We start from the raw sequence: 25,877 nt of genomic DNA on the forward strand, positions 1-25,877 counted from the left end.
GACTGCGCCGCGCCGCTTCCGCCGAAGGCGCATCGGAAACGCGGCGGGGCGCGTCGAAGGCCCGCCGGGGGCTGGGACTCGTAGGGAGCGCTCCTGCGGCACGCGAATCAGCTCGCAGCAAGCAATTATTTCGTTTTGCGAACGTTCGGGGCTCGATCGCGCGCCGGGCAGCGTCATGATCTGGGGTTGCAAGAACCGCTTGCATGGCGTGCCGCCCAACGGAGCTCCTCGGCGGTCGCAAAACGAAAAAATTGCATGGAACTCGGAGATTTCGCTGTTAAACCGCCGTTGACGTGCACCTGGGCAAGCCGCCATCCTATGGGCGGGCAGGTTGTCGTCCTGAGCGAGCGGAGCGCGCTCCCTGCGGTCGCTCCGCTCAGGATGACGGCGGGTTGGTCTGCGGGATGTCAACGGCGGTTTGACAGCGGAATTCGCGCATGCTAACCGATTTTTTCGTTTTGTGTGCGATTCGGCGCTTCGAAGCGCCCTTGGACGCCGATCCCCGAGAGCGGTTTTTGCGTTTCCGCAGGTCGCGCGATGCGCGTTCGGGCGCTGCGGGGCGACAAGCCCCCTCGAGCGCACGCAAAACGAAAAAATTGGCTAGAACTCGGCGATTCGCGCGCCGCGCCGCCGTTGGCGCGAATCGTCGTTCCCGTTCCGAAACGCGCGCACGGCCGGCCAACGAAGCCGCGAGCGGCCCGCCGGCTACGCGAGCGGCTTGCGCCCCGTGAGGACGCGGGGGCGTTGGGCGAGGTCGGAGACGATGCGCACGTCGGCGAAGCCGGCGTCCCCGGCGAGGCGGGCGGCCTCGTCCAGGCACGTCTCGTGCAGCTCGAAGGCGAAGCCGCCGCCCTCCTTGAGGGCGCGTCGGCAGAACGGCAGCAGACGGCGCAGCACGTCGAGGCCGTCGGCGCCACCGTCGAGCGCGAGCGCAGGCTCGAACGCGGCCACCTCGCGCGGGATGCCGTCCATGACGGCCGTGGGCACGTACGGCGGGTTGGACACGACGAGGTCGAACGCGCCCAGGAGCGCGTCGTCGATGCCCTCCCCCAGATCGCACGCGAACACGTCGACGCGCCCGGACAGCTCGAGCGCCGCGACGTTGTCGCGCGCGAGCGCGACGGCTTCGGGGGCGATGTCGGTGGCCACCACACGCGCGAGCGGGTGCTCGTAGGCCACGGAGCAGGCGATGCAGCCGGACCCGGTGCAGAGGTCGGCCACGAGGAGCTCGGGGGGCTCGGCGGGCTCGGGCCCGGGTTCGCCCGGGAAAGCGTCCCCGTCGGCCGTCTGCGCGGCGCCCTGCTCCCCAAAGTCGCCGTCCGGACGCAGGGAGTCGGCGGCCACCCGCTTCGGCGCGGCGGGCAGCAGGGCCAACGCCTCGCTGACGAGGACCTCGGTCTCGGGGCGCGGAATGAGCACGCCGGGGCGCACCTGCACGGTGATGTGCCGGAAGCCCACCTCGCCGGTGATGTACTGCAGCGGCTCGCCCTTGCCGCGGCGCGTGACGTAGGCGCGCAGCACGTCGCGCTCCTCCATCGACAAAGGCTGCTCGAAGTTCGCGTACAGCTCGATGCGCCGCAGGCCGGTGGCCTCGGACAGCAGCCACTGCGCGGACAGCCGCGGGTTCTCGTCGCCCTTGCGCTCGAGGTAGCCCACCGTCCAATCGAGGGCGGCCTGAATGGTCCAGATGTCGTTCGCCACGTGCGGTTCGCCGGCTAGACGGCCTGCTCGAGCTTCTGCGCGCGGTCGGCGGCCTGCAACGCGGTGATCACGTCGCCCAGGCCGTCGCCCAGCAGCACGCCGTTGTACGTGCCGTTGAAGCCGATGCGGTGGTCGGTCACGCGGTCCTGCGGGCCGTTGTACGTGCGGATCTTCTCGCTGCGGTCGCCCGAGCCGATCTGCGCGAGGCGCTTGGCGCCCTCGGCGGCCTGCTGTTCGGCCAGCATCTTCTCGTACAGGCGCGCGCGCAGCACGGCCATGGCCGCGATCTTGTTCTGCAGCTGCGACTTCTGGTCCTGCGACTGCACCACTAGCCCGCTCGGCAGGTGCGTGATGCGCACGGCCGAGTCGGTGGTGTTCACGCACTGGCCGCCCGGGCCGCCGGCGCGGTACACGTCGATGCGCAGGTCGTTGTCGTTGATGTCGATCTCCACCTCGTCGGCTTCGGGCAGCACGGCCACCGTCGCCGTGGACGTGTGGATGCGGCCCTGGCTCTCGGTCTTCGGGACGCGCTGCACGCGATGCACGCCGCTCTCGAACTTCATGACCGAGTACACGTGATCGCCCTTGACCTTGAACTGGACTTCCTTGAAGCCGCCGGCCTCGGATGCCGACATGTCCATCGTCTCGGTCTTCCAACCCTGCGCCGCCGCGAACCGCTCGTACATCTTGTACAGGTCGCCCGCGAAGAGGGCCGCCTCGTCGCCGCCGGCGGCCGCGCGGATCTCCACGATGATGTCCTTGTCGTCGGCCGGGTCGGCCGGGATGAGCATGAACTTGATGTCCTCTTCGAGCGCCGGCAGCTGCCCCTCGATCTCGGCGATCTCCTCCTGGGCGAACTCGCGCATGTCGGAGTCGGCCAGCATCTCGCGCGCCGCGGCCAGGTCGTCGGCCGCCTGCACGTACTCGCGCGCCTTCTTGGCGAGCGGGCCCTGGTTGGCGTATTCCTTGGCCAGGCGGTTGTATTCCTTCTGATCGGCGAGAACGGCCGGATCGCCCATCTTCGCCTGCACGTCCTCGTAGGCTTCGATGATCTTGAGCAGCTTCTCGCGCATATCGGTATCTTGCATCCTGTGCTGTCCTTCGTGACGTGGTTCCCGAGCGCGCCCCCGCGCGCGGAGAGCGCCCGCCCCAAGCATGCGGAGCGGGCGCTCGTGCTGTAACCGGTTTATGATAGCAGATCGTCAGGCGTTGCGCACCCCTTGCTAGATCGCCAGGAACTCGGCGGCCTCCTCGGAGCAGACGGCGCCGTCGGACACGGCGGTCACCACCTGGTGCAGGAACTTCGTGCGCACGTCGCCGGCCGCGAACACGCCGGGCACCTCGGTCGTGCACGACTCGTCGGCCACGATGTAGCCCGTCTCGTCGAGCTGCAGCGCGCCGCCCAGAAACTCGGTGTTCGGCTCGGTGCCCACGGCCACGAACAGGCCGTCCACGGGCAGGTCGCGCTCCTCGCCCGTCTCGAGCATCTCGAGGCGCACGCCGGCCAGCTTGCCCTCGTCGGCCACGAGCTTGCGGGGCACCGCGTTCCAGACGAACTCGACGTTCGGCAGGTCCTCGAGGCGCTTGTGGTAGATGGCGGTGGCGCGCAGCTTGTCGCGGCGGTGCACGAGGTACACCTTCTTGCAGATGCGCGACAGGTAGATGGCGTCGCCCGCGGCCGTGTTGCCGCCGCCCACCACCATGACCTCCTTGTCGCGGAAGAAGTTGCCGTCGCACGTGGCGCAGTACGACACGCCGCGGCCCTGCAGGTCCTCCTCGAGCTCGAGCCCCAGCTTGCGCGGGCGCGCGCCCGTGGCGATGATCACGCTCTTGGCGCGGTACTCGTTGAACGCCGTCCTCAGCACCTTCGGGTTCTGGGTGAAGTCCACCGACACCACCTCTTCGCCCACGTTGCTCACGCCGAAGCGGTCGGCCTGCTGCTTCATGGCGAAGGCCAGCTCGAAGCCGTTGGCGCCCTCGGGAAAGCCCGGGTAGTTCTCCATGTGCTCGGTCTGGGCCAGCTGGCCGCCCGGCGCGATGCGCTCGAACAGCACCGCGTGCAGGCCGGCGCGCGCGGCGTACAGCCCCGCCGTGAGTCCGGCCGGGCCGGCCCCGATGACGGCGACGTCGATGACGTCGTCGGTCGTCGCCGTCTTGCACGCGGCGGACGTTTCGTTGCTCACGGTTTCCTCGGTCATGCATGCCTCCTGGTTTGCCGATGTTCGCGTTTTCTGAGGGCCAGTATAAGGTACGTCGCTTAAATGTCACAAACTTGGCACCAATATGCGCTAAAAGAGCAGGAATGGCCGGGGGCCGGCAACGCGTGCGTGACGGATTCGCGCAGCTGCCCCCGCGCCCGCGCCCCACGCACTACCATGGACGCGATCGCTAGCGAAAGGACCGGGCAATGCATCACGCGAACACCGCTCACACCGACGAGGCCGCCTCGACCGACGAGGGAGCCCTCGATCCCGCGCCCATGCGCACCCTGTATCTGGCCGGAGGCTGCTTCTGGGGGCTCGAAGCCTACTTGAAGCGCCTGCCGGGCGTGCGCGGCACCGTGGCAGGGTACGCGAACGGCTCGACCGAGAACCCCAGCTACCACGACGTGTGCCGCTGGAACACGGGCCACGCCGAGACCGTGGCCGTGACCTACGACCCGCGCGTCCTGCCCACCGACGTGCTGCTGGACGCGTTCTTCGAGGCCGTCGACCCCACGACGCTCGACCGCCAGGGCAACGACCGCGGCACGCAGTACCGCACGGGCATCTACTGGACCGACGAGGCCGACCTGCCCGCCATCGAGGCGTCGCTGCTGCGCCAGCAGGCGCGCTACGCGAGCCCCATCGTCACCGAGGTGGAGCCGCTCGACGGATTCTACCCCGCCGAGGAGTACCACCAGAACTACCTCGACAAGAACCCGGACGGCTACTGCCACATCAACCTGCGCGACGCCGACGCGTTCGCCGAGCGCATGGGCCTCGCCGAGGGGAGGCCGTGCGTCCAGGTGGACGGGCTGTGCGAGCCGCTCGCGCCGGGCGAGGGCGCAACCGCGCGCGCCGTGGAGCGCGAGGACATCCCCACGCCGTCGGTGTCGAAGCGCGCGGTTCGCCCGCACCGCGGAAGCGATGGCGCGGACACCCCGGCCGGCGGCGACGCCGCCGTGGACGCCCGCATCCGCGAGGCCGGCTACGCCGCCCCCTCCGACGACGAGCTGCGCCGCACGCTGACGGCCGACCAGTACCGCGTGACGCGTATGAACGCCACCGAGCCGCCGTTCCGCAACGCGTACGACCGCACGTTCGACCCGGGCATCTACGTGGACGTGACCAGCGGCGAGCCGCTGTTCGCCTCGTCGGACAAGTTCGACGCCGGATGCGGCTGGCCCGCGTTCTCGCGCCCCATCGCGCGCGAGGTGGTCACCGAGCACCTCGACCGCACGCTCGGCACCTACCGCACCGAGGTCCGCAGCCGCGCGGGCGACGCGCACCTCGGCCACGTGTTCACCGACGGCCCCGCCGAGGCGGGCGGCCTGCGCTACTGCATCAACAGCGCGGCCCTGCGCTTCGTGCCCTACTCCCGCATGGACGCCGAGGGCTACGGCTACCTCAAACCGCTCGTCGAGCAGGAGTTCGCCGACGCGCGCTGAGCGCGACGCGGGGCGCGGCGGAACCCGGCGTGCGCGCTAGCACGCCTCGCCCGCCGCCGGCTCCAGCGCGGGCTCGGCCCGGCGCGTCCGGTGCCGGTAGCGCAGCAGCGTGCCGGCCGCCACCGACAGCACCATCTGCACGGCGGTCACCGACAGCCAGATGCCGTCGAGGCCGAACAGGCGCGCCGCGCCGAACACGATGAGGACGACGAGCAGCGCCTCGCCGTACACGATGGCGCTCGACGCCTTCGCGTCGTCCACCGCGTAGAAGTACGAGGTTGACGCGTGGGTGAACCCGTAGAACACGTACGCCGTGGAGAAGATGGGCAGCGCGTAGGCGATGAGGCCCGCCGTCTCGGCCGACGCGCCGAACAGCAGCGGCACCTGGTTGCGCAGCAGGTACATGGCCGCGAGCCCCAGCACGCCCAGGCTGATGGTGATCAGGTAGTTCGTGTTGCGGAAGCGGCGCACGCCGTCGGCGTCGCCCGCCCCGTAGTGCTTGCTGATGAGCGGCTGCGAGCCGTCGCCGACGCCCTGGATGAGCATCTGGATGACGCAGGCGGTGTAGGACACCACCGCGTAGGCCGCCAGCGCCTGCTCGCCGCCGTACATCGACAGGTTCACGTTGATGGCCACCACCGTGGCCTCCGGCAGGATGGTCAGGCCGAACGGGGCGAGCCCCAGCCGCAGCGCATGGAGCGCGATGCGACGGTCGGGACGCAGGTCCGACCAGGCGATGCGGTTCCTCTTCGCGAGGAAGAAGCCCAGCACCAGCACGAACGACGACGCCTGCGAGATGACGGTGGCGCCGGCCGCGCCCGCCGTGCCCATGCCCAGCAGGATGACGAACACGTAGTCGAGCGCCACGTTCATGAGGCCCGCGAACACCTGCACGGCCATCGCGTAGGCCACGTTCCCCTGGTTGCGGATGAGCGGCGTGCAGCCGGTCACGAGGATCTGGAACGGCACGCCCCAGGCGATGACGCTCGTGTACGCCACGGCCTGCGCGAGCGTCTCGCCCTGGCCGCCCAGCAACCTGCAGATGGGCTCGGCGAAGGCGAGCAGCAGCGCCATGATGGGCACGGCGGCGATCGCGAGCATCGTGAGCGTCGTGCCCATGGCGCGCCGGGCTTTCGGGGCGTTGCCCGCACCGCGCGCGATGGACGAGATCACGCCGCCGCCCATGCCGATGCCCGTGCCCACGGCCATGATGAACGCCACGAGCGGGAAGGCCACGTTGATGCCGGCCAGGCCCGCGTCGCCCACCGCGTGGCCCACGAACACGCCGTCGATGATGCTGTACACGCCGCTCAGCGTGAACGTGATCATCGTCGGGACGATGTACTTCAGATATTCTTTGAACATGCCTTTGGTAATCATGGTGCGCCGCTCCGCTATGCGATTTGCTGAGATTTTTTCCGCATGGTACTCTAAACCTTAAAGCTACTTGAAGGTAAAGCCCGCATTTCACAGGATTCTCCGAATCTTCAGACGAACGCGAAGGAGCGCGCCCATGGGAACGCCACGCCTCTACGACATCAAGGACGCGGCCCGCTACCTGGGCATCGCCGCCTCCACGCTGCGCTACTGGGAAAGCGAGGGGCTCGTGCAGGCGGGGCGCAGCGCGGCCAACGGTTACCGCCAGTACTCGCTGCACGACCTCATCGAGGCGAGCGAGATCGCGTTCTACCGCGAGCTCGGCGTGCCCGTGAAGGAGCTGCGGGGCTACCGGGCGCTGTCGGCCCGCGGCCTCGACGAGGCGCTCGCCCGCACCGAGGACGACGTGGAGCGCCGCATCGCCGAGCTCGAGGCCACGCGCGAACGCCTCGCCCGCCAGCGCGCGCTGGGCGCGGCCGCCGACGAGCTCGAGCGCGCCGGCATGCGCCCCGGCGCCCCCGCCATCGCCAGCCTGAGCGCCATCGACTACGATGCCGCCGCGCCCTGGAAGCTGCTCGTGGAGGAGCCCTGGCGCTACGGCGTGCTCGTCTTCGCGAGCGACCCGGACGAGGTGCGCGAGTCGGTGGTGGACGCGCAGGCGGGCGACGGCGCCGTGCTATGGCGGCGCACGGGCGCGCACGACGAGGCGACGTGCCGGGAGTGCCTGCTCAAGGTGTCGCCCACGGCCGAGGGCAGCAACGCCCGCGCGCTGTTCGCCGAGGCGGCCCGCCAGGGCATCGAGCCGTACGCGGTGGCAGGCAGCTACCTGCTGACGGCATCGGACGAAGAGGGGCGCTGGGACTACCACCGCGCGTGGGTCGTGGGAACGCGCTGAACGGTGCCGGCCGCACGCAAGAACGCCCCGGCCGCGTGCGGTCGGGGCGTTCCGTTCGTTCGGTGCGGCGCTGCGGTCCGGTCCCGGATGCTAGCCGATCATCGACAGGATGTTCTGCTTCGGCTGCACGCCCACGGCCTGGTTCTTCACCTGGCCGTTCTCGAACACCATGAGCGTCGGCACGCTCATCACGCCGTAGCGCTGGGCGATGTCGGGGCTCTGGTCGATGTCGAGCTTGTACACGGCGGCCTTGCCGGCCGTCTCGGTTGCGACCTCGTCGAGCGTGGGCGCGAGCATCTTGCACGGTCCGCACCACGTGGCGAAGAAGTCCACGAGCACGGGTCCCTGGGCGTCGAGCACCTTGGACTGGAATTCAGAAGAAGAAACGACCTCGCTCATGTTAAAGCCTCCTTTTTAAGCGCCGCGCACTTCACGTGCCCGCGGCAGTTCTTGTTCGCCTCGTATTGTAAACGCGTTTGCTCAACTGTGCATCAAATTGTTACGGTTCAGACCATAAATCTTGATATTCCCGACAAAATCGCTCGGCAAACGGCAGGCGGGGACGGTTTCCTCCACCGTTGCTCCACAGACGGGCAGCCCGTTACGCGACGGTCACCCGCGAGCGCGCGAAGCGCGGGCCCGCTGCGATATAATCGGAGGCGACGCATAGAAAGGAACCCCGCATGAGCGCATCGACCGAGCACGCATCCTCCCCCGCCCCCTCCGCCGCGCCCGCCGCCTCCTCCGCGCGGCCCACCCACACGCCCGCCTGGCGCGGCCACGGCACGGTGCAAGCGAACCTCGTGCTGGAAGGCGGCGCCATGCGCGGCCAGTTCACGGCCGGCGTGCTGGACTTCTTCATGGATCAGAAGCTGTTCTGCGAGCGCGTCATCGGCGTGTCGGCGGGCGCGCTGTGCGGCTACAACTACGTGGCCGGCGAGGACGGGCGCACGTGCTACCTCAACACGAAGTACTGCGACGACTGGCGCTACCTGTCCATGAAGAGCTTCGTGCGCACGGGCAACGCGTGCGGGCGCGAGTTCGCCTTCGACGAGGTGCCCAACCGCCTGGAGCCGTTCGACTACGCCGGGTTCGACGAGTCGCCCATGCAGCTGATCGCCGTGTCGAGCGACCTCGTCACGGGCGAGGCCGACTACCATCCCTTCGCCGACTCGCTGGCCGACCTGCCCTACCTCATCGCCTCGTCGTCCATGCCGCTCGTCAGCCAGATCGTGGACGTGGACGGCAAGCTGCTGCTCGACGGCGGCACCTGCGACAGCGTGCCCATCGTGTACTCGATGCTGACGGGCGCCAAGAAGCACATCGTCGTGCTCACCCAGGCGGCCGACTACGTGAAGGGGCCGAACAAGCTCATGGCCATCCTGCGCCAGCGCTACGCCCTGTACCCCCACTACATCGAGCGTTTGCAGCACCGCCACTACGACTACAACCGCACCTACCGCGCGCTGCCGCGCCTGCACGACGCCGGCGAGCTGTTCCTCATCAGGCCGCCCGAGCCGGTGTGCGTGGGCAGCATGGAGAAGGACGCCGACAAGCTGTTCGCGCTCTACGAGCAGGGCTACGCCGAGGCCGCCCGCACCTGGCCCGGCCTCCAGGCGTACCTGGAAGCGTAGCAGGTTCAACCGTCGGTTGAACGCCCGCGCGACGGGGGCGGCGGGTCGTGCCTCATCGTACAATTGACTCTCTCAGGGGTACGACGGAGCGGAGAGGAGGTGCGGGCATGGGCAAGCGGATCACTTGGCGCGCCAACGTCCTCATCTGCCTCATCATCGTCCTTGGCTTCGTGCTGACGTCCTACATCAGCTACCACTCGAACCGCGAGACCTTCGAGCGGGACGCCCAGCAGGTGTCGGTGCTCACCTCCGAGAGCATCGCGCGCGAGATCGACGCCCAGTTCACCCGCCCGGTCAACGTGTCGCTCACCATGGCGAACGACAGCCTGCTCAAGGAGTACCTCGACGGCGAGCTCGAGCGCCTCGACGACCCCTCCTACGAGGCGTCGCTCACCGGCTATCTCGAGGCCTATCGCGCCAAGTACGGCTACGACTCGGTGTTCCTCGCGTCGGCCGCCACCACGCGCTACTACCATTACAACGGCGTCAACCGCACCCTCGAGACCGGCGACCCCGAGAACGACTGGTTCTACGCGTTCCTCGACGGCGAGGACGAGTACGCGCTCAACGTCGACAACGACGAGGCCACCGACAACGCGATCACCGTGTTCGTGAACTGCCGCATCCTCGACGAGGACGGCGGCACGCTCGGCATCGTGGGCGTGGGCTTCCGCATCGACGATCTGCGCGCGCTGTTCGCCTCCTACGAGCAGCAGACGGAGACGAGGGCCTACCTCGTCGACGGCGCGGGGACGATCGAGGTATCCACCGACGGGCGCGACGAGGGCGCCGTCGACCTGTTCGAAGCCGACGGCCTCGAGGCGCTCCGGGACGAGTCGCTCGTGCGCGACGACGACCTGTTCCGCACGTGGTACAACGAGGCCGGGTCGTCGGGCTACCTCGTGGCGCAGTACGTCCCCTACCTCGACTGGTTCCTCGTCGTCGACCACGACACCTCGGCCCTCGACGCCCAGATCGCCCGCCAGTTCGCGCTGGCCCTGCTGGTCATCGCCGCGGTGATCGCGCTCGTGCTCGCGGCCACGACGAGCGTGTTCCGCCGCTACAACACGATGATCATCGAGCAGACCGCCGCAACCGAGCAGAAGCACCGGTCCATCTTCCAGGAAGCGGCCGAGCAGCTCTACGACGACATCTACGAGATCGACGTCACGCACAACCGCGCGGCGAGCGAATCCACCGAGGCGTACTTCGAAAGCCTCGGCGCGCCGAGGAACGTACCCTTCGACGAGGCGATCGCCGTCGTCGCCGAGCGGCAGATCGCGCTCGAGCACCGCCAGGCCTACCTCGATACGTTCAAGCCCGAAGCCGTGCTCGAGTCGTACCGTCGCGGCGTCGAGAACCTCACCTTCGAGTTCAAGATGACCGAAGACGGCGCGTCGTACCACTGGATACGCATCTACGCCCACCTGTTCGTGTGGGACGAGGACGGCTCGGTGCGCATGCTCGTGTACCGCCAGAACATCGACGACGAGAAGCGCCGCGAGCGGACGATGTTCGAGCAGATGCAGCGCGACTCGCTCACGGGCCTGTTCAACAAGGCGGCCACGCAAAGCCACATCAGCGACCTCCTGAGCGACGCGCCCGACATGTCCTTCGCGTTCTTCATCCTCGACATCGACGATTTCAAGGGGGCGAACGACCGGCTCGGGCATGGCGCGGGCGACGCGGTGCTCGCACGGTTCGCCTCCGCGATGCGCGCGCAGTTCAGGCCCTACGACGTGGTGGGTCGGATCGGCGGCGACGAGTTCGTGGCGTTCGCTCCCTTGCCCGACGAGGCGGCCGCGGCGGCGAAGGCCGGCGAGCTCGTGAAGGCGCTGAGCATGACCGTCCTCACCGACGCGGGCCCCTGCACGGTGTCGACATCGGCGGGCGTCGCGTTCGGCCAGGGCGCGCGCACCGACTTCGAGACGCTCTACCGCCATGCCGACCAGGCGCTCTACCGCGCGAAGGCCGACGGCAAGAACCGCTTCGCCCTCTACGAGGAGGGATCGTCGGGAGCGTCGTCCGAGGAGGCGCCGGCGTCCTCGTGACGCGCGCGCCGACGGTCGTGCGCGTCCTGCGCGCGGAACTCCGACACGAAGCCGGCCGAGAAGATGCCCGCGGGGATGCCCACCACGCCGATGGACAGCAGCATCGTGCAGAAGCCGACGAAGCGCCCCGCCGCCGTGAGGGGCACGAGGTCGCCGTAGCCCGTCGAGGTGATGGTGGTCATGGCCCAGTACATGCCCGTGAACACGCTGTCGAACTTGTCGGGCTGCACCGGGTGCTCGATCTCGTACATCAGCACGCTGGCCGTGACGGTGAGCAGGGCCAGCACCATGAACGCCGCGATGATCTCCTGGCGGCGCTTGTGGAACACGCGCGCGATGGAGTGCAGGCCGCGCATGTAGCGCGACAGCTTGATGAGGCGCACGAGCCTGATGATGCGCGCCGCGTTCAGCATGGACGCCGACACGGGCACGAACAGCACGAACAGGCCGGGGGCGAAGGCCAGAAGGTCGATGATCCCCATCGGCGACAGCGCGTAGCGCGCGCGGGCGCGCGCCGGGCCGAGGTCGGGATGCACGAGGTCGGCCGTCCACAGGCGCGCCGCGTACTCCAGGGCGAAGCACACGCTGGAGGCGAGGCCGAACACGAGGAAGGCCGCCGACACCCCGGCGGGGATGCCGGGGCGCGTCTCGGCGAACACGAGCACCGCGTTCGCCACGATGAGCGCGAACAGCGCGATGCCGACGAAGCGCGCGACGGCGTTGCCGCGCCGCACGTCCTCGAGCGCGAAGTACGCCTGCCGTTTGAAAGCCGAGGGCTCCCGCCGGGGTGCCCTCCCCTCGCCCGACGCGCTCCCGGCGTCCCGCTTCGTCGCGCTCATCGCACCGGTTCCCTTACGCCTGCTCGAGCGTGACGGCGGTGCCGGAGGCGGTCACCATGAGCATGTTGCCCTGGCCGAGCACCTCGTAGTCCATGTCCACGCCCACCACGGCGTGCGCGCCCATGGAGGCCGCGCGCTGCTCGAGCTCCTGCAGCGCCTCGGTGCGCGCCTGCAGAAGCTCGTGCTCGTAGCCTTCGCTGCGGCCGCCGACGATGTTGCGGATGCCCGCGCCGAAGTCGCGCAGGAAGTTGATGCCGGTGATGACTTCGCCGAACACGACGCCGTAGTAGCCGGTGATGCGGTAGCCCTCGACAGACGGGGTGGTGGTCACGATCATGGTCGTTCCTTTCAACGAACGGTTGAACCGATGCGCATTGCGTGTCGCTTAGCATACCACGATCCGCGCAAGGCCAAAGGTGTACAATAGTAACGTTTACCTGCACCTATGCCAAATATGCACGAAAGGCGCTCCATGACCGTCGACCTTATTTCGCTCGCAATCATCGCGCTCGTCGCGGCGGCGTGCCCGATCGTCGCCAAGCTCATCCCCAACAAGCTCGTCCCCGAGACGGTGTTCCTGCTCATCGCCGGCGCGCTGCTGGGGCCCCACCTGGCGGGCGCCATCGTGCTCACCGATTCGGTGGGCCTGCTGTCCGACCTCGGCCTGGCCTTCCTGTTCCTGCTGGCCGGCTACGAGATCAACCCCAAGAGCCTGACGGGCTCCCAGGGAAAACGAGGTTTGCTCACCTGGGGCATCTCCATCCTGCTCGCCTTCGCCGTGGTGCGCGCCACGCCGTTCTTCTCGGTCAGCCACATCGACGGCATCGCCGTGGCCATCGCGCTGACCACCACGGCGCTCGGCACGCTCATGCCCATCCTCAAGGAGCGCGAGCTCACCGGCACGCGCGTGGGCGAGTCCATCCTGGCGTACGGCACCTGGGGCGAGCTGTGCCCCGTCCTGGCCATGGCCGTGCTGCTGTCGTCGCGCGCCGAGTGGAAGACCGTCCTCATCCTGCTGGCGTTCGTGGCCATCGCCGTCATCGTGGCCGTGGTGCCGGCGAAGGCGAAGAAGGCCGGCCACCGGCTGTTCCACTTCCTCACCGCGAACGCCGAGGGCACGTCGCAGACCATGATGCGCATGGTGGTGGTGCTGCTCGTGGGCCTCGTGGCGCTGTCGGCCGCGTTCGACCTCGACATCGTGCTGGGCGCGTTCGCCGCGGGCTTCGTGCTGCGCTACATCATCCCCGAGGGCGACCACGGGCTGGAGAAGAAGCTCGACGGCGTGGCCTACGGCTTCCTCATCCCCATCTTCTTCGTGGTGTCGGGCGCGAAGATCGACCTCATGGCCGTGTTCCAGCAGCCGGCGCTGCTCGTCGGGTTCATCCTCATGCTGCTGCTCATCCGCGCGGTGCCTATCTTCGTCGCGCTGTCCACCGGCAAGGACACGCGCGACATATCCACGCACAACCGCCTGACCATCGCGCTGTACTGCACCACGGCGCTGCCCATCATCGTGGCGGTGACCTCGGTGGCCGTCAGCGCGAACGCCATGTCGCAGGAGACGGCCAGCGTGCTGGTGGCCGCCGGCGCCATCACCGTGTTCCTCATGCCGCTTCTGGGCATGCTCACCTACCGCGTGGCCGACGCGAAGCCCCTCGAGGCCGTGAAGGAGATCACGCGCAACCCGCGCGACATCGGCGACATCCTGCGCGAGCACTGGGAGCTGGAGCGCATGCTGGCGCGCAAGGAGGCGCTCGAGCGGCTGGCGACGCGGCGCGAGGGGCGCGAGGCGGACGACAGGGACTGGCAGGAACGGGCCGCGCTGCTGCAGCGGAGATCGGCGCGCAAGCGCGCCATCGACGAGGCGCTCGACTACGCCGCGCAGGAGATGGCCCGCCGCGAGCTGGCGCCCGACGCCGATCCCGACGGCGACGGCCCCCTGCTTCCGCAGGCCCAGCAGCGCCGCGAGGAACGGTGCCGCCGCATGGCCGAGCGCGTCGTGCGCGAGTACCGCCGCCGCATGGGCGAGATGGGCCGCGCGGCCGAGCGCATGGGCTTGAGCGAGGACGACGTCAAGCAGATGTTCGACGACGCGCGGCAGCGCCGCGACGAGCGCGGCCACGAGCGCGGGGGGCGGCGGCGCTAGCTCGCGCGGCGAGCCTCCGCGTCGCCCCGGTCGCCCGCACCGTCCGCACCGTCCGGGAAGAACACGTCGAGCCGGGCCTTCGACGCGTGCGAGCCGACCAGCGAGCCGACGACCATGCACGCGCCGGCCACGACGACGCCGATGACGATCTGGTGCAGGTCGGCCACCTTGAAGCCGAGCGCCATCGTTGCGCAGTAGGCCAGCGTCCCGCCCGCCATCGACCACAGCGCGCCCGTGCGGTTCGCCCGCTTCCAGAACAGGCCGCACACGAGCACCCAGAGAAACGCCGTCTCGAGGCCGCCGAACGCGAACATGTTGATCTTCCAGATGACGTCGGGCGGCACGATGGCCAGCACGAACACCGCCGCGCCCAGGCCGAGCGTGATCGCCTGGCTCGACACGGACAGCGTGCGCTCGCCCACGCGCCTGCCGCGCGCCTCGGCGTAGTGCATCCACACGTCCTTGACGAGCGCCGAGGACGACGAGATGAGCAGCGACGACACGGTGGAGATGGAGGCGGCCACCGGCCCGATGATGGCGATGCCGGCCAGCACCGGCGGCAGCGTGCGCACGATGGCCAGCGGGATGATGTTGTCCACGCTGCCGCCGTAGGCCGCGAGGTCCTCGGTGAGCACGCCCGCGGCCAGCACGCCGAGCGCCGTGACGCCGATCATCATCGCGCCGATGATGACGGTGCCCACGATCATGGCGCGGTGGAGCGACTTCACGTCCTTGTATCCCATCGTGCGCACCACCGACTGCGGCAGCACGAACGTGAAGATGCCCACGAGCAGCCACTGGGTGAAGTACAGCGACGGCGGCATATTGCCGCCCGACGTGGGCTCGAGCATCTCGGGATGGTTCTGCGCGATCGAGCCCATGATGGCCTCGTAGCCGCCACCGGCGTCCAGGATGCCCGCGGCCAGGACGACGATGCCCACGAGCATGGCGATGCCGCACAGCGCATCGGTGAGCGCCACGCCGCGGAAGCCGCCGATGGTGGTGAACAGCACCACCGCCACGCCGAACAGCGCGAGGCCGAACACGTAGGAGTAGCCGGTCACCGCCTCGAACAGCTTCGCGCCGCCCACGAACTGCGCGATCATGGTGGCGCCGAAGAACACGACGATGATGACGGCCGACAGGTTCGCCAGCGCGTCCGAGCCGTAGCGGGCGCGGATGACGTCGACCACCGTGATGGCGTCCAGCTTGCGCGCGATGAGCGCCATCTTCTTGCCCACGATGCCGTACAAAAGCACGAGCGCCGTCACCTGCACCACGGCCATGTACACCCAGCCGAAGCCGATGCTCCACGCCTGACCCGGGCCGCCCACGAACGAGCTCACCGAGCCGTACGTGGCGATGGTGGTCATGGCCAGCACGAAGCCGCCGAGGCCGCGGTTGCCGATGAAGTACTCCTTCACGAACCCGCCGCCGGTCGACGCGGCCCGTGCGCGACGGCGCACGACCATGCTCATACCCACGGCGAACGCGAGGAACAGCGCGACGGGAACGAGCGCGGCGAGGTCACCCATCGAGGCCCTCCTCGTCGTCGAGGCTGAAGTCGGCGAACACGCAGCGCGTCAGCACGATGGCCGCGACCACTGCGGCGATCCACGTGCCCACGCATCCCACGACGATCCACAGCGGCGTGCTGAGCACCTGCACGTCGAGCCCCGCGAGCCCGAACCCGCCGACGAGCCACACCGCCACGACGACGGCGAGCGCCACCACCGTGGCCTTCGCCTCCCTGTTCGTCTGAGCGAGCTTCTCCCGATAGCCCGTCAGCGCCTTCTGCGCCATACGCCCTCCCCTGCTGCGGCCGTCGCGCCGCGTCGTTTTGCTCATAGCATGGTACACCAACCGAGGGAGACGGGTGCGCGCGAGCGCCCGCCCCGTCGAGCGAACGGAGCGGGCGCGATGCCGAAAGCGGAGGGAGCTCCCGGCTTACCGACCTGCGTTCACGGCGAAATCGGCCAGCTCGCTCGACAGCCCCAGCGAACCGCTCGGGCACCGCAGCCAGCACTGGCCGCAGCTGATGCATTGCTGCACGTAGGCGATCACCGACTTGTTCCGCTCGCCGTCGTAGTACATCACGTCCATCGGGCACACGGTCTCGCAGGTGCGGCACCCGATGCACGCATCCAAATCCTTGCGCGTCACAGCCATATCGTTGCTCCTGTCCTCTCGTCAGTTCTTCTCGCCGTACTTCGCCACTTCTTCGGGCGTGGACAAGCTGGGATAGCGCTCGACATAGCTTGCCGACACGTCGCCCACCCAGCGGCTGGGCAGCTCCACCGTGCCGAACACCGGCTCGCCGTCGTCGCCCTTGGTCTGCACGAGGTAGTGCAGGTAGTTGGCATCGTCTTTGAAGGGGTAGTCGGTGCGGTAGTGGTAGCCGCGGCTCTCCTTGCGCTCGAGGCCCGCGTTGATCTTGAGCTCGCAGGCGAGCAGCTGGTGCTCGACTTCCTGCACGAGGCGCAGGTCATGGGGGTTCTGGGCCATCATCTTCCCGCTCGTCAGCTCTCTGAGCTGCACGATCTGCGTCTTGGCGGCCTGCAGGCTCGCCTCGTTCTTCGCGATGGTCACCCATCCCGGCGCCATGATGCCGTGCAGCGTGTCGCGCACCCACGTCGGGTCGTAGCCCGTCTCGCGCGACAAGGGGGCCAGCACCTCGTCGGAGATCTCCGCGACCTTGTCGGCGGGGAGGGCGACATCGCCCACCGTGTCGGCGTACGCCGCCGCGGCCGCGCCGGCGTGCTCGCCCTGCACGGTCATGAACGACGAGGTGCTGCCGCGCTGGGCGCCGTAGTTCGGCCCGCCCACGTAGCACCCGTTCGTGCCGTCGCCCGCGGCGTACAGCCCGGGGATGCCCGTGGAGCAGTCGGTGTTGTCGACGCCGCACCAGATGCCCGCGGCCGTGTGCACGCACATGCCCGGCGCGGCGCCGTAGGTGTTCCCCTTGGGGATGGGGCTCGTCCATTTGCCCTTGCGGGGGTCGTCGGCGTTGCCCTTGGTCACCGCGGACGAGCACGCGGCCCCGGCGATGTCCTCGAGCTCGGTCGTGTCGCTGCGCTTGAACCCCTCGAGGAAGCTGCTCGTGCGCTCCTGGACGCCCGGCTTCTTCATCATGTGCTCGGCATCGACGGTGCCGCCCGTCAGCCAGATGTTCTCCAAATAGGGCCAGCTGTTGTCCATCTGGATGTTTCCCGCGGCGAAACGCGTGGTCATATGGAAGTCCTCGAACTCGACGCCCGTGATGGGCAGCCCGTGCTGGTAGCCCATCCAGATGCCGTCGAACGTGTCGGCTCCCAGCGGGTACCCGCTCGACTTCGTCACGCCGTTGCCCGTGGCCAGCACCACCGCCTTCGCCGCGAACGACAGCATCGTGCCGCTCTTGAAGTGCAGCCCCACGGCACCGACGCACGCGCCGTCCCGCTCGACCACGTCGACGATCATGACGTGGTCCACCACCGTCACGCCGCTCTTTTCGAGCACCGCGCCGAACACCTTGCGGCGGTCCTTGTCGGCGAATTCCCGGTAGTACCCGCGCACGTCGTCATGCCAGCACAGCCCGTCGACCCAGTACGCGGTATCGGCCGCGCGGTCGTAGGACGATATCCAGCCCCAGTCGATCAGGCGCTGCGTCGCGCTCTTCGACTCCTGCACCCACACGTCCTCCCACGTGAGGTTCGCGAAGCAGTCGCAGCTGCGCCGCATGTACTCGTCCCACGTGTCCAGATCGGCGTCGAGGTCGGGGTCGTAGTACGCCGTGCAGCTCGGCCAAGCGGAAAGCCCCGAGTACCCGGGCGTGCCCTTGTCCACCAGCACGACGCTCTTGCCCGCCTCGGCCGCGGCCCACGCCGCGTTGAGCCCCGTGAGCCCGCCGCCCACCACCAGCACGTCGCATGCGTACTCGGTCGTGTCGGGCGCCGGCATCTTCGGCGTGGGGAGCTCCGTGTTGAGCGGCAGGTAGCTCGGATCGCCCGCCGTGTCCGTCGTGCGCACGTCGGGCGCGCTCGACGCGGCCGATGCGCTCGATTGCGCCTTGGACTCGGCGCTCGCCTGCGGCGCGCATCCTCCGAGCGCGGTCGCGGCCATCGTCGCCCCCAACGTCACGGCTCCGCCGATGAACGTTCGACGCGACACCCCCGCGGCCTTGGCGCCCTTGGGTTCGTTTCCCATAACTCCTCCTATCGTTGCATCCTTCGCGCCGCCCGGCCACTTTGACGGGACAGCGTGTACGACGCTCGAGATCATAGGAGGAAGGGAGCGCGCTGTATTCAGGCGCAGGAGGGGATTTACGTCCCGAGGGCGGAATCCCCTCTCATAGGGGAGGTTCCATCAGGGGAAACGCATCACGCGGAGGAGTCCGAGGCGTACCCGTCCACCAGCTGGGACAGGTCGCGTCGGGAGTGCACGTCAAGCTTCTCGCAGATATGCTTCACGTGGGTCTTCACGGTGGATTCGGCGATGCACATGGTTTCGGCCACGTCCCGCACGCTCATCCCCTCGCACAGGCACACCAGCGTCTCCGTCTCGCGCTTGGAAAGACCGCCCGTCCGGGCAAGGCGCTCGCAGCGCTCGGCCAACCGGTCGCTTTCCTGGCCGCGCCCCTGCTCGCGATACTGCTTGCCGTAGCGCATGAGCAGCACCACGATCAGCACCGTGAACACGAAGATGACCGCCGCCGAGACGGTTGCCATGGAGCCGCTCGCGTCGAGGGTGATCCCGGCTCCCGCGAAATACACGAGGTCGTTCGCCGCGAACCGGGGCACGAGGAAGCACGCGGCCAGAAACGCGATGACCGCCACGAGCGGCGACAGGCGTTTCCTGATGCAGGTCGACACCAGCACCATGAAGCAGAGCAGCTCCTGGCAATGCTCGGAAGCCACCGCGATGCGCTTCGTCGAAAAGGGAAGGTCGTGCTGGTTCAGCAGGATCACCACGACGAAACCGAAGACCGCCGCGACCGCCAAGAACGAGAACATCGAGAACTCCGTGTCCGAAGACCAGGTGGCGGCGAAGCACCAGACCGTCATGATCCCCGCGATGACCAGCGAGGGCACGATCGTCATGAACCGCGAGTCGGTGGTGAGGATGCCGTTCGTCGAACCCACCATCAAGCGGGTGCTCACGATTCCCAGGAAGATGAAGAACCACAGCGGCACGATGATCCGGTACGGCAGCTCCCTGAACGCCTGCGCGCCCACGAACGTCGATCGCTCCGACCGCTCCGGGAAGAACGCCAGGGCGAGCGAGGCGAACAGGGGGCACGCGAGCTGATAGGCGACCAAGGGGACGCCCGTCAGCAGCACCAAGGACACGACGACGAGGTGCACGACGAACGACAGGCACACGTTCTGCGCCATCTCGCTCTCGCTGCCGCGCATCAGCACGTTCGTCCATCCCAGGAACACGAGCACGAGCCACAGGGCCAGCAACGTCGTGGCGGCGCCGATCTCGACCTCCTCGACGCCCCGCACCGACGAGCCGAGCGCCAGCACGAAGGCGCCCGTCACGCCCGTGACGACGCCCGCGACCGCCAGCGCCCTCGCATGGAACCGCACGAGATCCTGGATCAGCCGTCGGGCGAAGAAGCAGATGGCCAGCAGGCACAGCAGCACGACGCAGAACAGCGTGTGGAAATACGAGAGGTCGGCCTGCGAGAACGTCCCGCCGCCGTCGAACACGAACGACAGGGGAAAGTAGATGTCCGAATACAGGACCGACCACAGAAACGACAAGCCGACGACCGTCAGCACCCTCATGCCCATCTCAGCACTCCCCTTTGCCCCATCACCTTGCTACCCTTTGCAGTGTAGCGCACCTTTCGGGGATGCGGCAGGTTCAGCACGACACCTTCTCCAACAGGTCGGCTTTGCCGCTGACGCCCATCTTGGCGTAGATGCGGCGTACGTGGCTCTTCACCGTGTTGAGGGACACCACCAGCTCGTCGGCGGCCTCCGCGAACGTGCGGCCCTCCATGAGCAGGCGCAGCACGTCCTCCTCGCGGCGCGTCAGGTCGTAGGAGCGCGCGAGGCGCGCGCAGGTGGCGTCGAGGCCGGTGCCCCATTCCGACCCCGGCGCGGCGGCCGGCTCCGCGGGCCGGGGAGCCGGCCGATGCAGCTGCAGGTAGGCCACGGCCGCGGCCATGTCGCGGTTGCGCCAGCGGCGTTCGAGCAGCAGGCACAGCGGGAACGATGCGAGGCACGCGCAGGCCGCGAACGCCGCGGCCGCGTCGACGCCCTGCGCGTCGAGCGCCATGAGCGACCCGACGACGGTCACGCCGAAGCAGGCCGCCCACGCGCCCGCCGTCCGGTACGCCGCCCGGTCGGCCCGCGCGCGGAAGAACGCCCGCGCCGCCGCCGTGCAGAACGCGCCGTACACGACGCACGCCAGCGCGAGCACCGCCACCGTCGACCACGAGACCATGCGCCGCCCTCCTTCTTGCCGGTTTGCCGTTTGGATTTCCCCAGCATAGCGCAAGCTCCCGGCGCGCCCGGGCAGAACGGGTGATGAAAAACTTCATCATTGCCGTTTCGCGCCGGGTCGTGCTAGGTTGGATGCGTCGGATCGCGGACCACGGAGAAGGAGCGTCCCATGAGCGCAGCACGCAGCAGGATCGCACGGACGGCCCTCGGCGCCGTCTGCATCGCGGCGGCCACCGCCGCGCTCGTCTGGTTCGCCTTCCAATTCACCCCCGGCGAGCCGCGAGCGCGGACGGCGGATACCGAAGTTGGCAGGTCGCAGGCCAGCGGCGGCAGCCGCTACGCGGCCGAAAGCATCGCGGACGTGGCACAGGGCGAAACCTTGCGCGTCGAAGGCCTGACGCAAGGCAAGGGCTTCTCATACAGCGAGGAGGAGATCGCAGCGTGGCCGGACGAGGAACGCGAGCGCACCGCGAACTCCGACAGCTGGCGCTACGACCAGCCCGCACTCGACCTGACCGTCACCGGCTTCAAGGCGATGACCGACGACGCGTTCATCGAATGGTACCCGCACTACGGCGACGCGCGCATCGAGTCCAGCGACGCCGAGGCAAAGGTATTCCTCGTCGAGCTCACCGTGACGAACCCGAACGACGAGCCGGCGCGCATGTACACGCCGATGCTCTGGAGCGAGGATTTCAACGGCGCGTCGGACAACCTCGGCAACGGCCTACATACCGACAAGTACCTGCTCGACGAGTTGTACGGCGAACCGCAGGATACGTTCGCCACTTACAGCATCCCCGACGATTGGAACGTCATCCAACCCGGCGAGACGCGCACGTTTACCGTGCCGTTCCTCGTGTACGAGAAGACGTTCCACGACCCGGCGGCCTACGACGACATCGACCCGTCCCGCTTCTGCCTCGCGCTGTCCGACTACGACCCGCCCACCGTCTACCGGCTCTGGCTGGGCTGAGCCTACTCGCGCACGGCGCGTTCGCGCTTCAAGCGGCGCAGCTTGCGCGCGACCCGCACGAACCCGCACGCCACGAGGATCGAAACCGCCGCCCACAGCACGGCGAACGGCAGCGCATCCAGCGGGTAGTCGCGCATATGCAGCAGGTTCGCGCCGCCCGCCAGGCAGATGACGAGCACCGCCAGCACGAGCACGTTGATGCGCCGCAGGTGCGCGATCTTGGAATCGACGTCGGAGAACAGGTCGAAGGGCGCGCCGTCGCTTCTGCGCCGCAGGTACACCCAGCGGCCGTACGACCCGATGCACTCGATGCCCATGTCGCGCAAGAAGTCCAGGTAGCAGCGGCTTTCGGCGTGGTTCGCCGTGTATTCCAGCAGCTCGAGGCGGTACGCGTACTCCCCCGGCGCGCTCTCCTCGAACACGTAGCGGAACCCGCACACGTCGACGAGCGCCCATCCGCGCGCGGCCCACGTGTTCAGCCATTCCTCCTCGCGGTCGAAATCCCACGCCCAAAACAGCCGGTGCATCACCCGCTTCACGACGGCCACCTCCCCACGATCTCCTCGCCGTTTCCCACCAGCTCGCGCAGCCGCTCGAGCTCGCCTTTCACCGCGTCGCGGCCGGCGTCCGTCAACCGGTACTCCTTCTTCCGCCCCGACCCTCCGCCGGGCGCCGGCTCGATCCAGCGCCGTTTCTGCAGCGTGTCGAGCGCGCCGTACAGGGTGCCCGCCGCCAGGCGCACGCGGCCCCGGCTCAGGCGCTCGGCATTCTGCATGATGCCGTAGCCGTGCAGCGGCTCATCGAGCGACAACAGGATGTAGAACACCGCCTCGGTCAGCGCTATCGATTCCACGCCTCCCCCTCCCTCTTCGCCCTCGCCATCGCAACTATATCGGCTTCCGATATAGTCAGTATATCGGAAGCCGATATAGTATGCAAGGAGGAATCCGTCTCGGACCGGAAGCGCTCGACACCTGACGGTTTAACAGCGGCACGCGAATCGCCGAGTTCTAACCAATTTTTTCGTTTTGCGTACGCTCAAGGGGGCTTGCTGCCCCGCAGCGGTCGAACGTGCATCACGCGACCTGCGGAAACGTAAAAATCGCTTTCGGAAATCGACGTCCAAGGGCGTTTCGAAGCGCCGAATCGCACGCAAAACGAAAAAATTGGTTAGCATGAGCGGATTCGCGTGTCCGACCCTTGGGGAAAGGGCTTGCGGACGGCCCCTGCTGCATGCCATGCCCCCGCCTCCTGCACGCAGCCGGAACTTATCCCGAGCAAAAAAAACGACCCCGGCGCCGTTGGCCGGGGTCGTCGTCGAACGCGAAACGGATCGAGAGGCTTACAGCGCCGCCTCGCGGATCTTCTCCAGCAGCTGCTCGACCGGCCACGCGCCGAGGTCGCCTTCGTGGCGCTCGCGCACGCTGACCGTGCCGTTCTCGATCTCCTTGTCGCCGAGCACCACCATGTACGGGATCTTCTGGCTCTGGGCCTTCGCGATCTTCACGCGCATGGGCTCGTTCTGGTCGTACACCTCGATGCGGCCGCCCGCCGCCTTGAGCTGCTTCGCCAGCTCGGCCGCCGCGTCGTTGTGGCGATCAGCCAGCGGCAGCACGGCCACCTGCACGGGAGCCAGCCACAGCGGCAGCGCGCCGGCGTAGTGCTCGATGAGGATGCCCAGGAAGCGCTCGATGGAGCCGAAGATGGCGCGGTGGAGCATCCAGGGACGCTCCTCGGTGTTGTCCTCGGTGCGGTAGGTCAGCTCGAAGCGCTCGGGCATGTTGAAGTCGACCTGCACGGTGGAGCACTGCCAGGTGCGGCCGATGGCGTCCTTCACCTTGATGTCGATCTTCGGGCCGTAGAACGCGCCGTCGCCCTCGTTGATCTCGTAGGCCAGGTCGTGGCGCGCGCAGGCCTCCTTGAGCGCGTTGGTCGCGTGCTCCCACATGTCGTCGGTGCCGATGCTCTTCTCGGGGCGCGTGGAGATCTCGGCCTCGTAGGCGAACCCGAACGTGTTCATGATGTGGTCCACGAGGTCGAGGATGGCCACCACCTCGTCCACCACCTGGTCGCGCGTGCAGAACACGTGCGCGTCGTCCTGGGTGAAGCCACGGGCGCGCAGCAGGCCGTGCACGACGCCGCTCATCTCGTGGCGGTACACGGTGCCGAACTCGAAGTAGCGCAGCGGCAGGTCGCGATACGAATGCAGCTCGCTCTTGTACAGCATCACGTGGCCCGGGCAGTTCATGGGCTTCACGGCGTACTCGGTCAGGCGCGGGTCCTCGTCGGTGCCTTCGTTGATGTTGAAGAAGTACATGTTCTCTTTGTAGAAGCCGTAGTGGCCCGAGGTCTTCCACACGTCGGCGTTGTACACGTGCGGCGTGATGACCTCCTCGTAGCCGCGCTCGTACAGGTCGCGGCGCAGCCACTCCTGCATGGTACGGATGACGCGCGCGCCCTTGGGGAGGTACAGCGGCAGGCCCACGCCGGCCAGCGGGTCCATGGTGTAGATGCCCAGCTCGCGGCCCAGCTTGCGGTGGTCGCGCTTCTCGGCCTCCTCCATGTTGTGCAGGTGCTCGTCAAGCTCCTTCTGCTTGAAGAACGCGGTGCCGTAGATGCGGGTGAGCATCTCGCGCTCGGCGTCGCCGCGCCAGTACGCGCCGGCCAGCTTCGTCAGCTTGTACGCCCCGATCTTGCCGGTCGAGGGCAGGTGCGGCCCGCGGCACAGGTCGGTGAACTTGCCGATGCGATAGGTGGTGATGACGGCGTCCTCGGGAAGCTCGGCGATGAGCTCCAGCTTGAACGGCTGGCTCGCGAAGATCTCCTCGGCCTCGGCGCGCGTGACCACACGGCGCTCGAAGGGCTCGTCGGCCTTCACGATCTCGGCCATGCGGGCCTCGATGGCGGCGAAGTCGTCGGGCGACAGCGCGCGGTCGAGCTTGACGTCGTAGTAGAAGCCGTCTTCGATGGCCGGTCCCACGCCGAACTGCACGTCGCCGTAGAGGTCGACGAGCGCGGCGGCCATGACGTGCGCCGTGGAGTGGCGCAAAAGCTCGAGGCCCTCGTCGCTCTTGGCCGTGACGACGGCGACGGCGTCGCCCTCCTGCACGGGTGCGGAGAGGTCGACCGGCTGGTCGTTCACGATGCCGGCGAGCGCGGCCTTCGCCAGGCCCGCGCCGATGGAGGCGGCCACGTCGGCGACGGTGGCGCCTTCCGCGAGTTCCTTGGTCGAGCCGTCGGGAAGTACGATGTTCATATCAGTTCCTTTCCTGTGCCGGGTGCGCACAAAGCACCTGCACGATCGGTTCGCAGCGGGTGCGTCCGGCGCCCGCCGATGCGACAAAACAACGAAGCCGCCCCGTTGTTCGCGAGGCGGCTTCGATGAAAAGCGAAGTGGTTACTGGGCGCCGTGCTCGGATTGAGCGGGGCGCGCCTGCCTCGTCTGCTGCTGGGATGCCGCCTGCTGCGGCTGCTGCGTTCGCGCAGCGCGCTGCTGCTGCGGGGCGCGGCGCGTGCGGGGGCCGCCGGCCACGGGCGTGGCGCAGTACGGGCACACGGTCCAGGTGGGGTCGAGGGCGTGGTTGCAGGTGCCGCAAAGGTTCTTGAGGCGCTGGTGGCAGTTCGGGCACAGCACGAAATCGGATTCCACGGGATAGCCGCAGTTCGCGCACTCGCCGTACTTCATGAGCTCGCGCTGCTTGAGCGCGATCTCCAGCTCCTGCTCGTCGCGATCGATCTGCAGCAGCGGCGGGCGCAGCAAGCAGTACGCGATGATGCCGAGCAGCGGAATGAGCGCCACGATGGCCCATACGTACCAGTAGGAGCCGCGCAAGTACGCGTCGCGAACCACCCAGATGATGGACAGCACGTACAGGATGACCAGCAGCACCACAACCACGGTGAACGCGGCTTGCAGTTCAGGAGTCCACAGCTGGGACAGCAGTTCGCTCATTTCAACCTCGTTTTCTTGTATATTCAGCGACTGGCGCACACGCATCGAAACACCTGATACCTGCACACGATCAGTCATTATAGCAAAGATGGCGAAGAACGAGCAGACGTGCAGGTAATTTCCGCAAGCAGTTGAGTTACAGGTTGATGAAGGGACAGGAGGAACGCTCGCGAATGCGTGTGATCGCATCCGCAACACGGCGAACGACCCCCGTCGAGCGAAA

Annotated in this window: 23 protein-coding genes; 6 read left to right on the plus strand and 17 right to left on the minus strand. The window is 68.1% G+C overall.

All coding sequences use genetic code 11. The features are described from left to right. Positions 1-705: 705 nt before the first annotated feature. From H8S61_RS03840 to trxB, 3 genes are all read right to left on the minus strand, one after another. Positions 706-1,701: a N5-glutamine methyltransferase family protein gene (locus H8S61_RS03840; protein WP_186937997.1), complete on the minus strand. Its 996-nt coding sequence runs from the start codon at positions 1,699-1,701 to the stop codon at positions 706-708. 14 nt (positions 1,702-1,715) lie between these two features. Then, a complete protein-coding gene (prfA, locus tag H8S61_RS03845) occupies positions 1,716-2,789 on the minus strand; it encodes a peptide chain release factor 1 (protein WP_218958853.1) in 1,074 nt (357 codons plus the stop codon). Between the two features lie 135 nt (positions 2,790-2,924). After that, positions 2,925-3,899 (minus strand): thioredoxin-disulfide reductase, encoded by a 975-nt coding sequence (gene trxB, locus H8S61_RS03850; protein ID WP_160942226.1) that lies wholly within the window; start codon positions 3,897-3,899, stop codon positions 2,925-2,927. 209 nt (positions 3,900-4,108) lie between these two features. Here trxB and msrA point away from each other — a divergent pair, with 209 nt between their 5' ends. Beyond that, complete coding sequence (msrA, locus tag H8S61_RS03855) at positions 4,109-5,350, plus strand: peptide-methionine (S)-S-oxide reductase MsrA (RefSeq protein ID WP_186937998.1); 1,242 nt, start codon at positions 4,109-4,111, stop codon at positions 5,348-5,350. Positions 5,351-5,386: 36 nt separating this feature from the next. Here the strand turns inward: msrA and H8S61_RS03860 are convergent, their stop codons facing one another. Next, positions 5,387-6,730 (minus strand): MATE family efflux transporter, encoded by a 1,344-nt coding sequence (locus H8S61_RS03860; protein WP_160942224.1) that lies wholly within the window; start codon positions 6,728-6,730, stop codon positions 5,387-5,389. Positions 6,731-6,863: 133 nt separating this feature from the next. Here H8S61_RS03860 and H8S61_RS03865 point away from each other — a divergent pair, with 133 nt between their 5' ends. Then, positions 6,864-7,622, plus strand: coding sequence for a MerR family transcriptional regulator (locus tag H8S61_RS03865; RefSeq protein ID WP_186937999.1), 759 nt, complete (start codon positions 6,864-6,866; stop codon positions 7,620-7,622). A 90-nt stretch (positions 7,623-7,712) separates the two neighbouring features. Here H8S61_RS03865 and trxA read toward each other — a convergent pair whose 3' ends face one another. After that, a complete protein-coding gene (gene trxA / locus H8S61_RS03870) occupies positions 7,713-8,021 on the minus strand; it encodes a thioredoxin (protein ID WP_101722793.1) in 309 nt (102 codons plus the stop codon). 284 nt (positions 8,022-8,305) lie between these two features. Between trxA and H8S61_RS03875 the strand changes: the two genes are divergently transcribed. Both H8S61_RS03875 and H8S61_RS03880 read left to right on the plus strand, forming a co-directional pair. Continuing rightward, positions 8,306-9,256 (plus strand): patatin-like phospholipase family protein, encoded by a 951-nt coding sequence (locus H8S61_RS03875; RefSeq protein WP_160942222.1) that lies wholly within the window; start codon positions 8,306-8,308, stop codon positions 9,254-9,256. 107 nt (positions 9,257-9,363) lie between these two features. Beyond that, a complete protein-coding gene (locus H8S61_RS03880; protein ID WP_186938000.1) occupies positions 9,364-11,307 on the plus strand; it encodes a sensor domain-containing diguanylate cyclase in 1,944 nt (647 codons plus the stop codon). On the opposite strand, the gene H8S61_RS03885 is transcribed toward H8S61_RS03880, so the two are convergent. Together H8S61_RS03885 and H8S61_RS03890 are read right to left on the minus strand one after the other, a co-directional pair. Continuing rightward, the gene (locus H8S61_RS03885) at positions 11,253-12,146 is read right to left on the minus strand and encodes an ion transporter (RefSeq protein WP_186938001.1); all 894 of its coding nucleotides are present in this window, start codon (positions 12,144-12,146) and stop codon (positions 11,253-11,255) included. The genes H8S61_RS03880 and H8S61_RS03885 overlap by 55 nt on opposite strands. Before the next feature lie 13 nt (positions 12,147-12,159). Continuing rightward, positions 12,160-12,483, minus strand: a complete 324-nt coding sequence (locus H8S61_RS03890; RefSeq protein WP_154332258.1) for a heavy metal-binding domain-containing protein — start codon at positions 12,481-12,483, stop codon at positions 12,160-12,162. A 135-nt stretch (positions 12,484-12,618) separates the two neighbouring features. On the opposite strand from H8S61_RS03890, the gene H8S61_RS03895 reads away from it, so the two are divergent. Beyond that, positions 12,619-14,292, plus strand: coding sequence for a cation:proton antiporter (locus H8S61_RS03895; RefSeq protein ID WP_186938002.1), 1,674 nt, complete (start codon positions 12,619-12,621; stop codon positions 14,290-14,292). Here the strand turns inward: H8S61_RS03895 and panF are convergent. From panF to H8S61_RS03925, 6 genes are all read right to left on the minus strand, one after another. Beyond that, on the minus strand, positions 14,289-15,827 hold the full coding sequence (gene panF, locus H8S61_RS03900; protein ID WP_186938003.1) for a sodium/pantothenate symporter: 1,539 nt from the start codon (positions 15,825-15,827) through the stop codon (positions 14,289-14,291). The genes H8S61_RS03895 and panF overlap by 4 nt on opposite strands. Further along, a complete protein-coding gene (locus H8S61_RS03905) occupies positions 15,820-16,095 on the minus strand; it encodes a YhdT family protein (protein ID WP_160942217.1) in 276 nt (91 codons plus the stop codon). Before H8S61_RS03905 ends, panF begins: the two co-directional genes overlap by 8 nt. Positions 16,096-16,239: 144 nt before the next feature. Next, positions 16,240-16,461, minus strand: coding sequence for a 4Fe-4S binding protein (locus H8S61_RS03910; RefSeq protein WP_160942216.1), 222 nt, complete (start codon positions 16,459-16,461; stop codon positions 16,240-16,242). 21 nt (positions 16,462-16,482) lie between these two features. Beyond that, positions 16,483-18,477, minus strand: coding sequence for an FAD-dependent oxidoreductase (locus H8S61_RS03915; protein WP_186938004.1), 1,995 nt, complete (start codon positions 18,475-18,477; stop codon positions 16,483-16,485). A 173-nt stretch (positions 18,478-18,650) separates the two neighbouring features. Further along, a complete protein-coding gene (locus tag H8S61_RS03920) occupies positions 18,651-20,069 on the minus strand; it encodes a helix-turn-helix transcriptional regulator (protein WP_186938005.1) in 1,419 nt (472 codons plus the stop codon). A gap of 73 nt (positions 20,070-20,142) precedes the next feature. Next, entirely contained in the window at positions 20,143-20,727 is a 585-nt protein-coding gene (locus tag H8S61_RS03925) for a response regulator transcription factor (protein WP_186938006.1), read from the minus strand. A gap of 168 nt (positions 20,728-20,895) precedes the next feature. On the opposite strand from H8S61_RS03925, the gene H8S61_RS03930 reads away from it, so the two are divergent. Then, positions 20,896-21,702, plus strand: a complete 807-nt coding sequence (locus H8S61_RS03930) for a hypothetical protein (protein WP_255466413.1) — start codon at positions 20,896-20,898, stop codon at positions 21,700-21,702. 2 nt (positions 21,703-21,704) lie between these two features. On the opposite strand, the gene H8S61_RS03935 is transcribed toward H8S61_RS03930, so the two are convergent. From H8S61_RS03935 to H8S61_RS03950, 4 genes are all read right to left on the minus strand, one after another. After that, positions 21,705-22,241 carry a DUF2812 domain-containing protein gene (locus H8S61_RS03935; RefSeq protein WP_160942211.1) on the minus strand — a complete coding sequence of 179 codons (537 nt, stop codon included), beginning with the start codon at positions 22,239-22,241 and terminating at the stop codon, positions 21,705-21,707. Then, entirely contained in the window at positions 22,238-22,555 is a 318-nt protein-coding gene (locus H8S61_RS03940; RefSeq protein WP_186938007.1) for a PadR family transcriptional regulator, read from the minus strand. Before H8S61_RS03940 ends, H8S61_RS03935 begins: the two co-directional genes overlap by 4 nt. 489 nt (positions 22,556-23,044) lie before the next feature. Further along, a complete protein-coding gene (gene thrS / locus H8S61_RS03945; RefSeq protein ID WP_186938008.1) occupies positions 23,045-24,958 on the minus strand; it encodes a threonine--tRNA ligase in 1,914 nt (637 codons plus the stop codon). Positions 24,959-25,099: 141 nt separating this feature from the next. Continuing rightward, positions 25,100-25,654: a zinc ribbon domain-containing protein gene (locus tag H8S61_RS03950; protein WP_186938009.1), complete on the minus strand. Its 555-nt coding sequence runs from the start codon at positions 25,652-25,654 to the stop codon at positions 25,100-25,102. Between the last annotated feature and the right edge of the window lie 223 nt (positions 25,655-25,877).

The sequence above is a fragment of the Eggerthella hominis genome (assembly GCF_014287365.1).
Classification (GTDB): Bacteria; Actinomycetota; Coriobacteriia; order Coriobacteriales; family Eggerthellaceae; genus Eggerthella; species Eggerthella guodeyinii.

Coding starts and splice junctions, on each gene's coding strand:
- H8S61_RS03950 (WP_186938009.1), bottom strand. CDS start 25,654: ATGAGCGAACTGCTGTCCCAGCTGTGGACTCCTGAACTGCAAGCCGCG.
- msrA (WP_186937998.1), top strand. CDS start 4,109: ATGCATCACGCGAACACCGCTCACACCGACGAGGCCGCCTCGACCGAC.
- H8S61_RS03930 (WP_255466413.1), top strand. CDS start 20,896: ATGAGCGCAGCACGCAGCAGGATCGCACGGACGGCCCTCGGCGCCGTC.
- H8S61_RS03910 (WP_160942216.1), bottom strand. CDS start 16,461: ATGGCTGTGACGCGCAAGGATTTGGATGCGTGCATCGGGTGCCGCACC.
- H8S61_RS03905 (WP_160942217.1), bottom strand. CDS start 16,095: ATGGCGCAGAAGGCGCTGACGGGCTATCGGGAGAAGCTCGCTCAGACG.
- H8S61_RS03880 (WP_186938000.1), top strand. CDS start 9,364: ATGGGCAAGCGGATCACTTGGCGCGCCAACGTCCTCATCTGCCTCATC.
- H8S61_RS03925 (WP_186938006.1), bottom strand. CDS start 20,727: ATGGTCTCGTGGTCGACGGTGGCGGTGCTCGCGCTGGCGTGCGTCGTG.
- H8S61_RS03885 (WP_186938001.1), bottom strand. CDS start 12,146: ATGAGCGCGACGAAGCGGGACGCCGGGAGCGCGTCGGGCGAGGGGAGG.
- H8S61_RS03865 (WP_186937999.1), top strand. CDS start 6,864: ATGGGAACGCCACGCCTCTACGACATCAAGGACGCGGCCCGCTACCTG.
- H8S61_RS03920 (WP_186938005.1), bottom strand. CDS start 20,069: ATGGGCATGAGGGTGCTGACGGTCGTCGGCTTGTCGTTTCTGTGGTCG.
- panF (WP_186938003.1), bottom strand. CDS start 15,827: ATGGGTGACCTCGCCGCGCTCGTTCCCGTCGCGCTGTTCCTCGCGTTC.
- H8S61_RS03860 (WP_160942224.1), bottom strand. CDS start 6,730: ATGATTACCAAAGGCATGTTCAAAGAATATCTGAAGTACATCGTCCCG.
- trxA (WP_101722793.1), bottom strand. CDS start 8,021: ATGAGCGAGGTCGTTTCTTCTTCTGAATTCCAGTCCAAGGTGCTCGAC.
- prfA (WP_218958853.1), bottom strand. CDS start 2,789: ATGCAAGATACCGATATGCGCGAGAAGCTGCTCAAGATCATCGAAGCC.
- trxB (WP_160942226.1), bottom strand. CDS start 3,899: ATGACCGAGGAAACCGTGAGCAACGAAACGTCCGCCGCGTGCAAGACG.
- H8S61_RS03890 (WP_154332258.1), bottom strand. CDS start 12,483: ATGATCGTGACCACCACCCCGTCTGTCGAGGGCTACCGCATCACCGGC.
- thrS (WP_186938008.1), bottom strand. CDS start 24,958: ATGAACATCGTACTTCCCGACGGCTCGACCAAGGAACTCGCGGAAGGC.
- H8S61_RS03875 (WP_160942222.1), top strand. CDS start 8,306: ATGAGCGCATCGACCGAGCACGCATCCTCCCCCGCCCCCTCCGCCGCG.
- H8S61_RS03895 (WP_186938002.1), top strand. CDS start 12,619: ATGACCGTCGACCTTATTTCGCTCGCAATCATCGCGCTCGTCGCGGCG.
- H8S61_RS03915 (WP_186938004.1), bottom strand. CDS start 18,477: ATGGGAAACGAACCCAAGGGCGCCAAGGCCGCGGGGGTGTCGCGTCGA.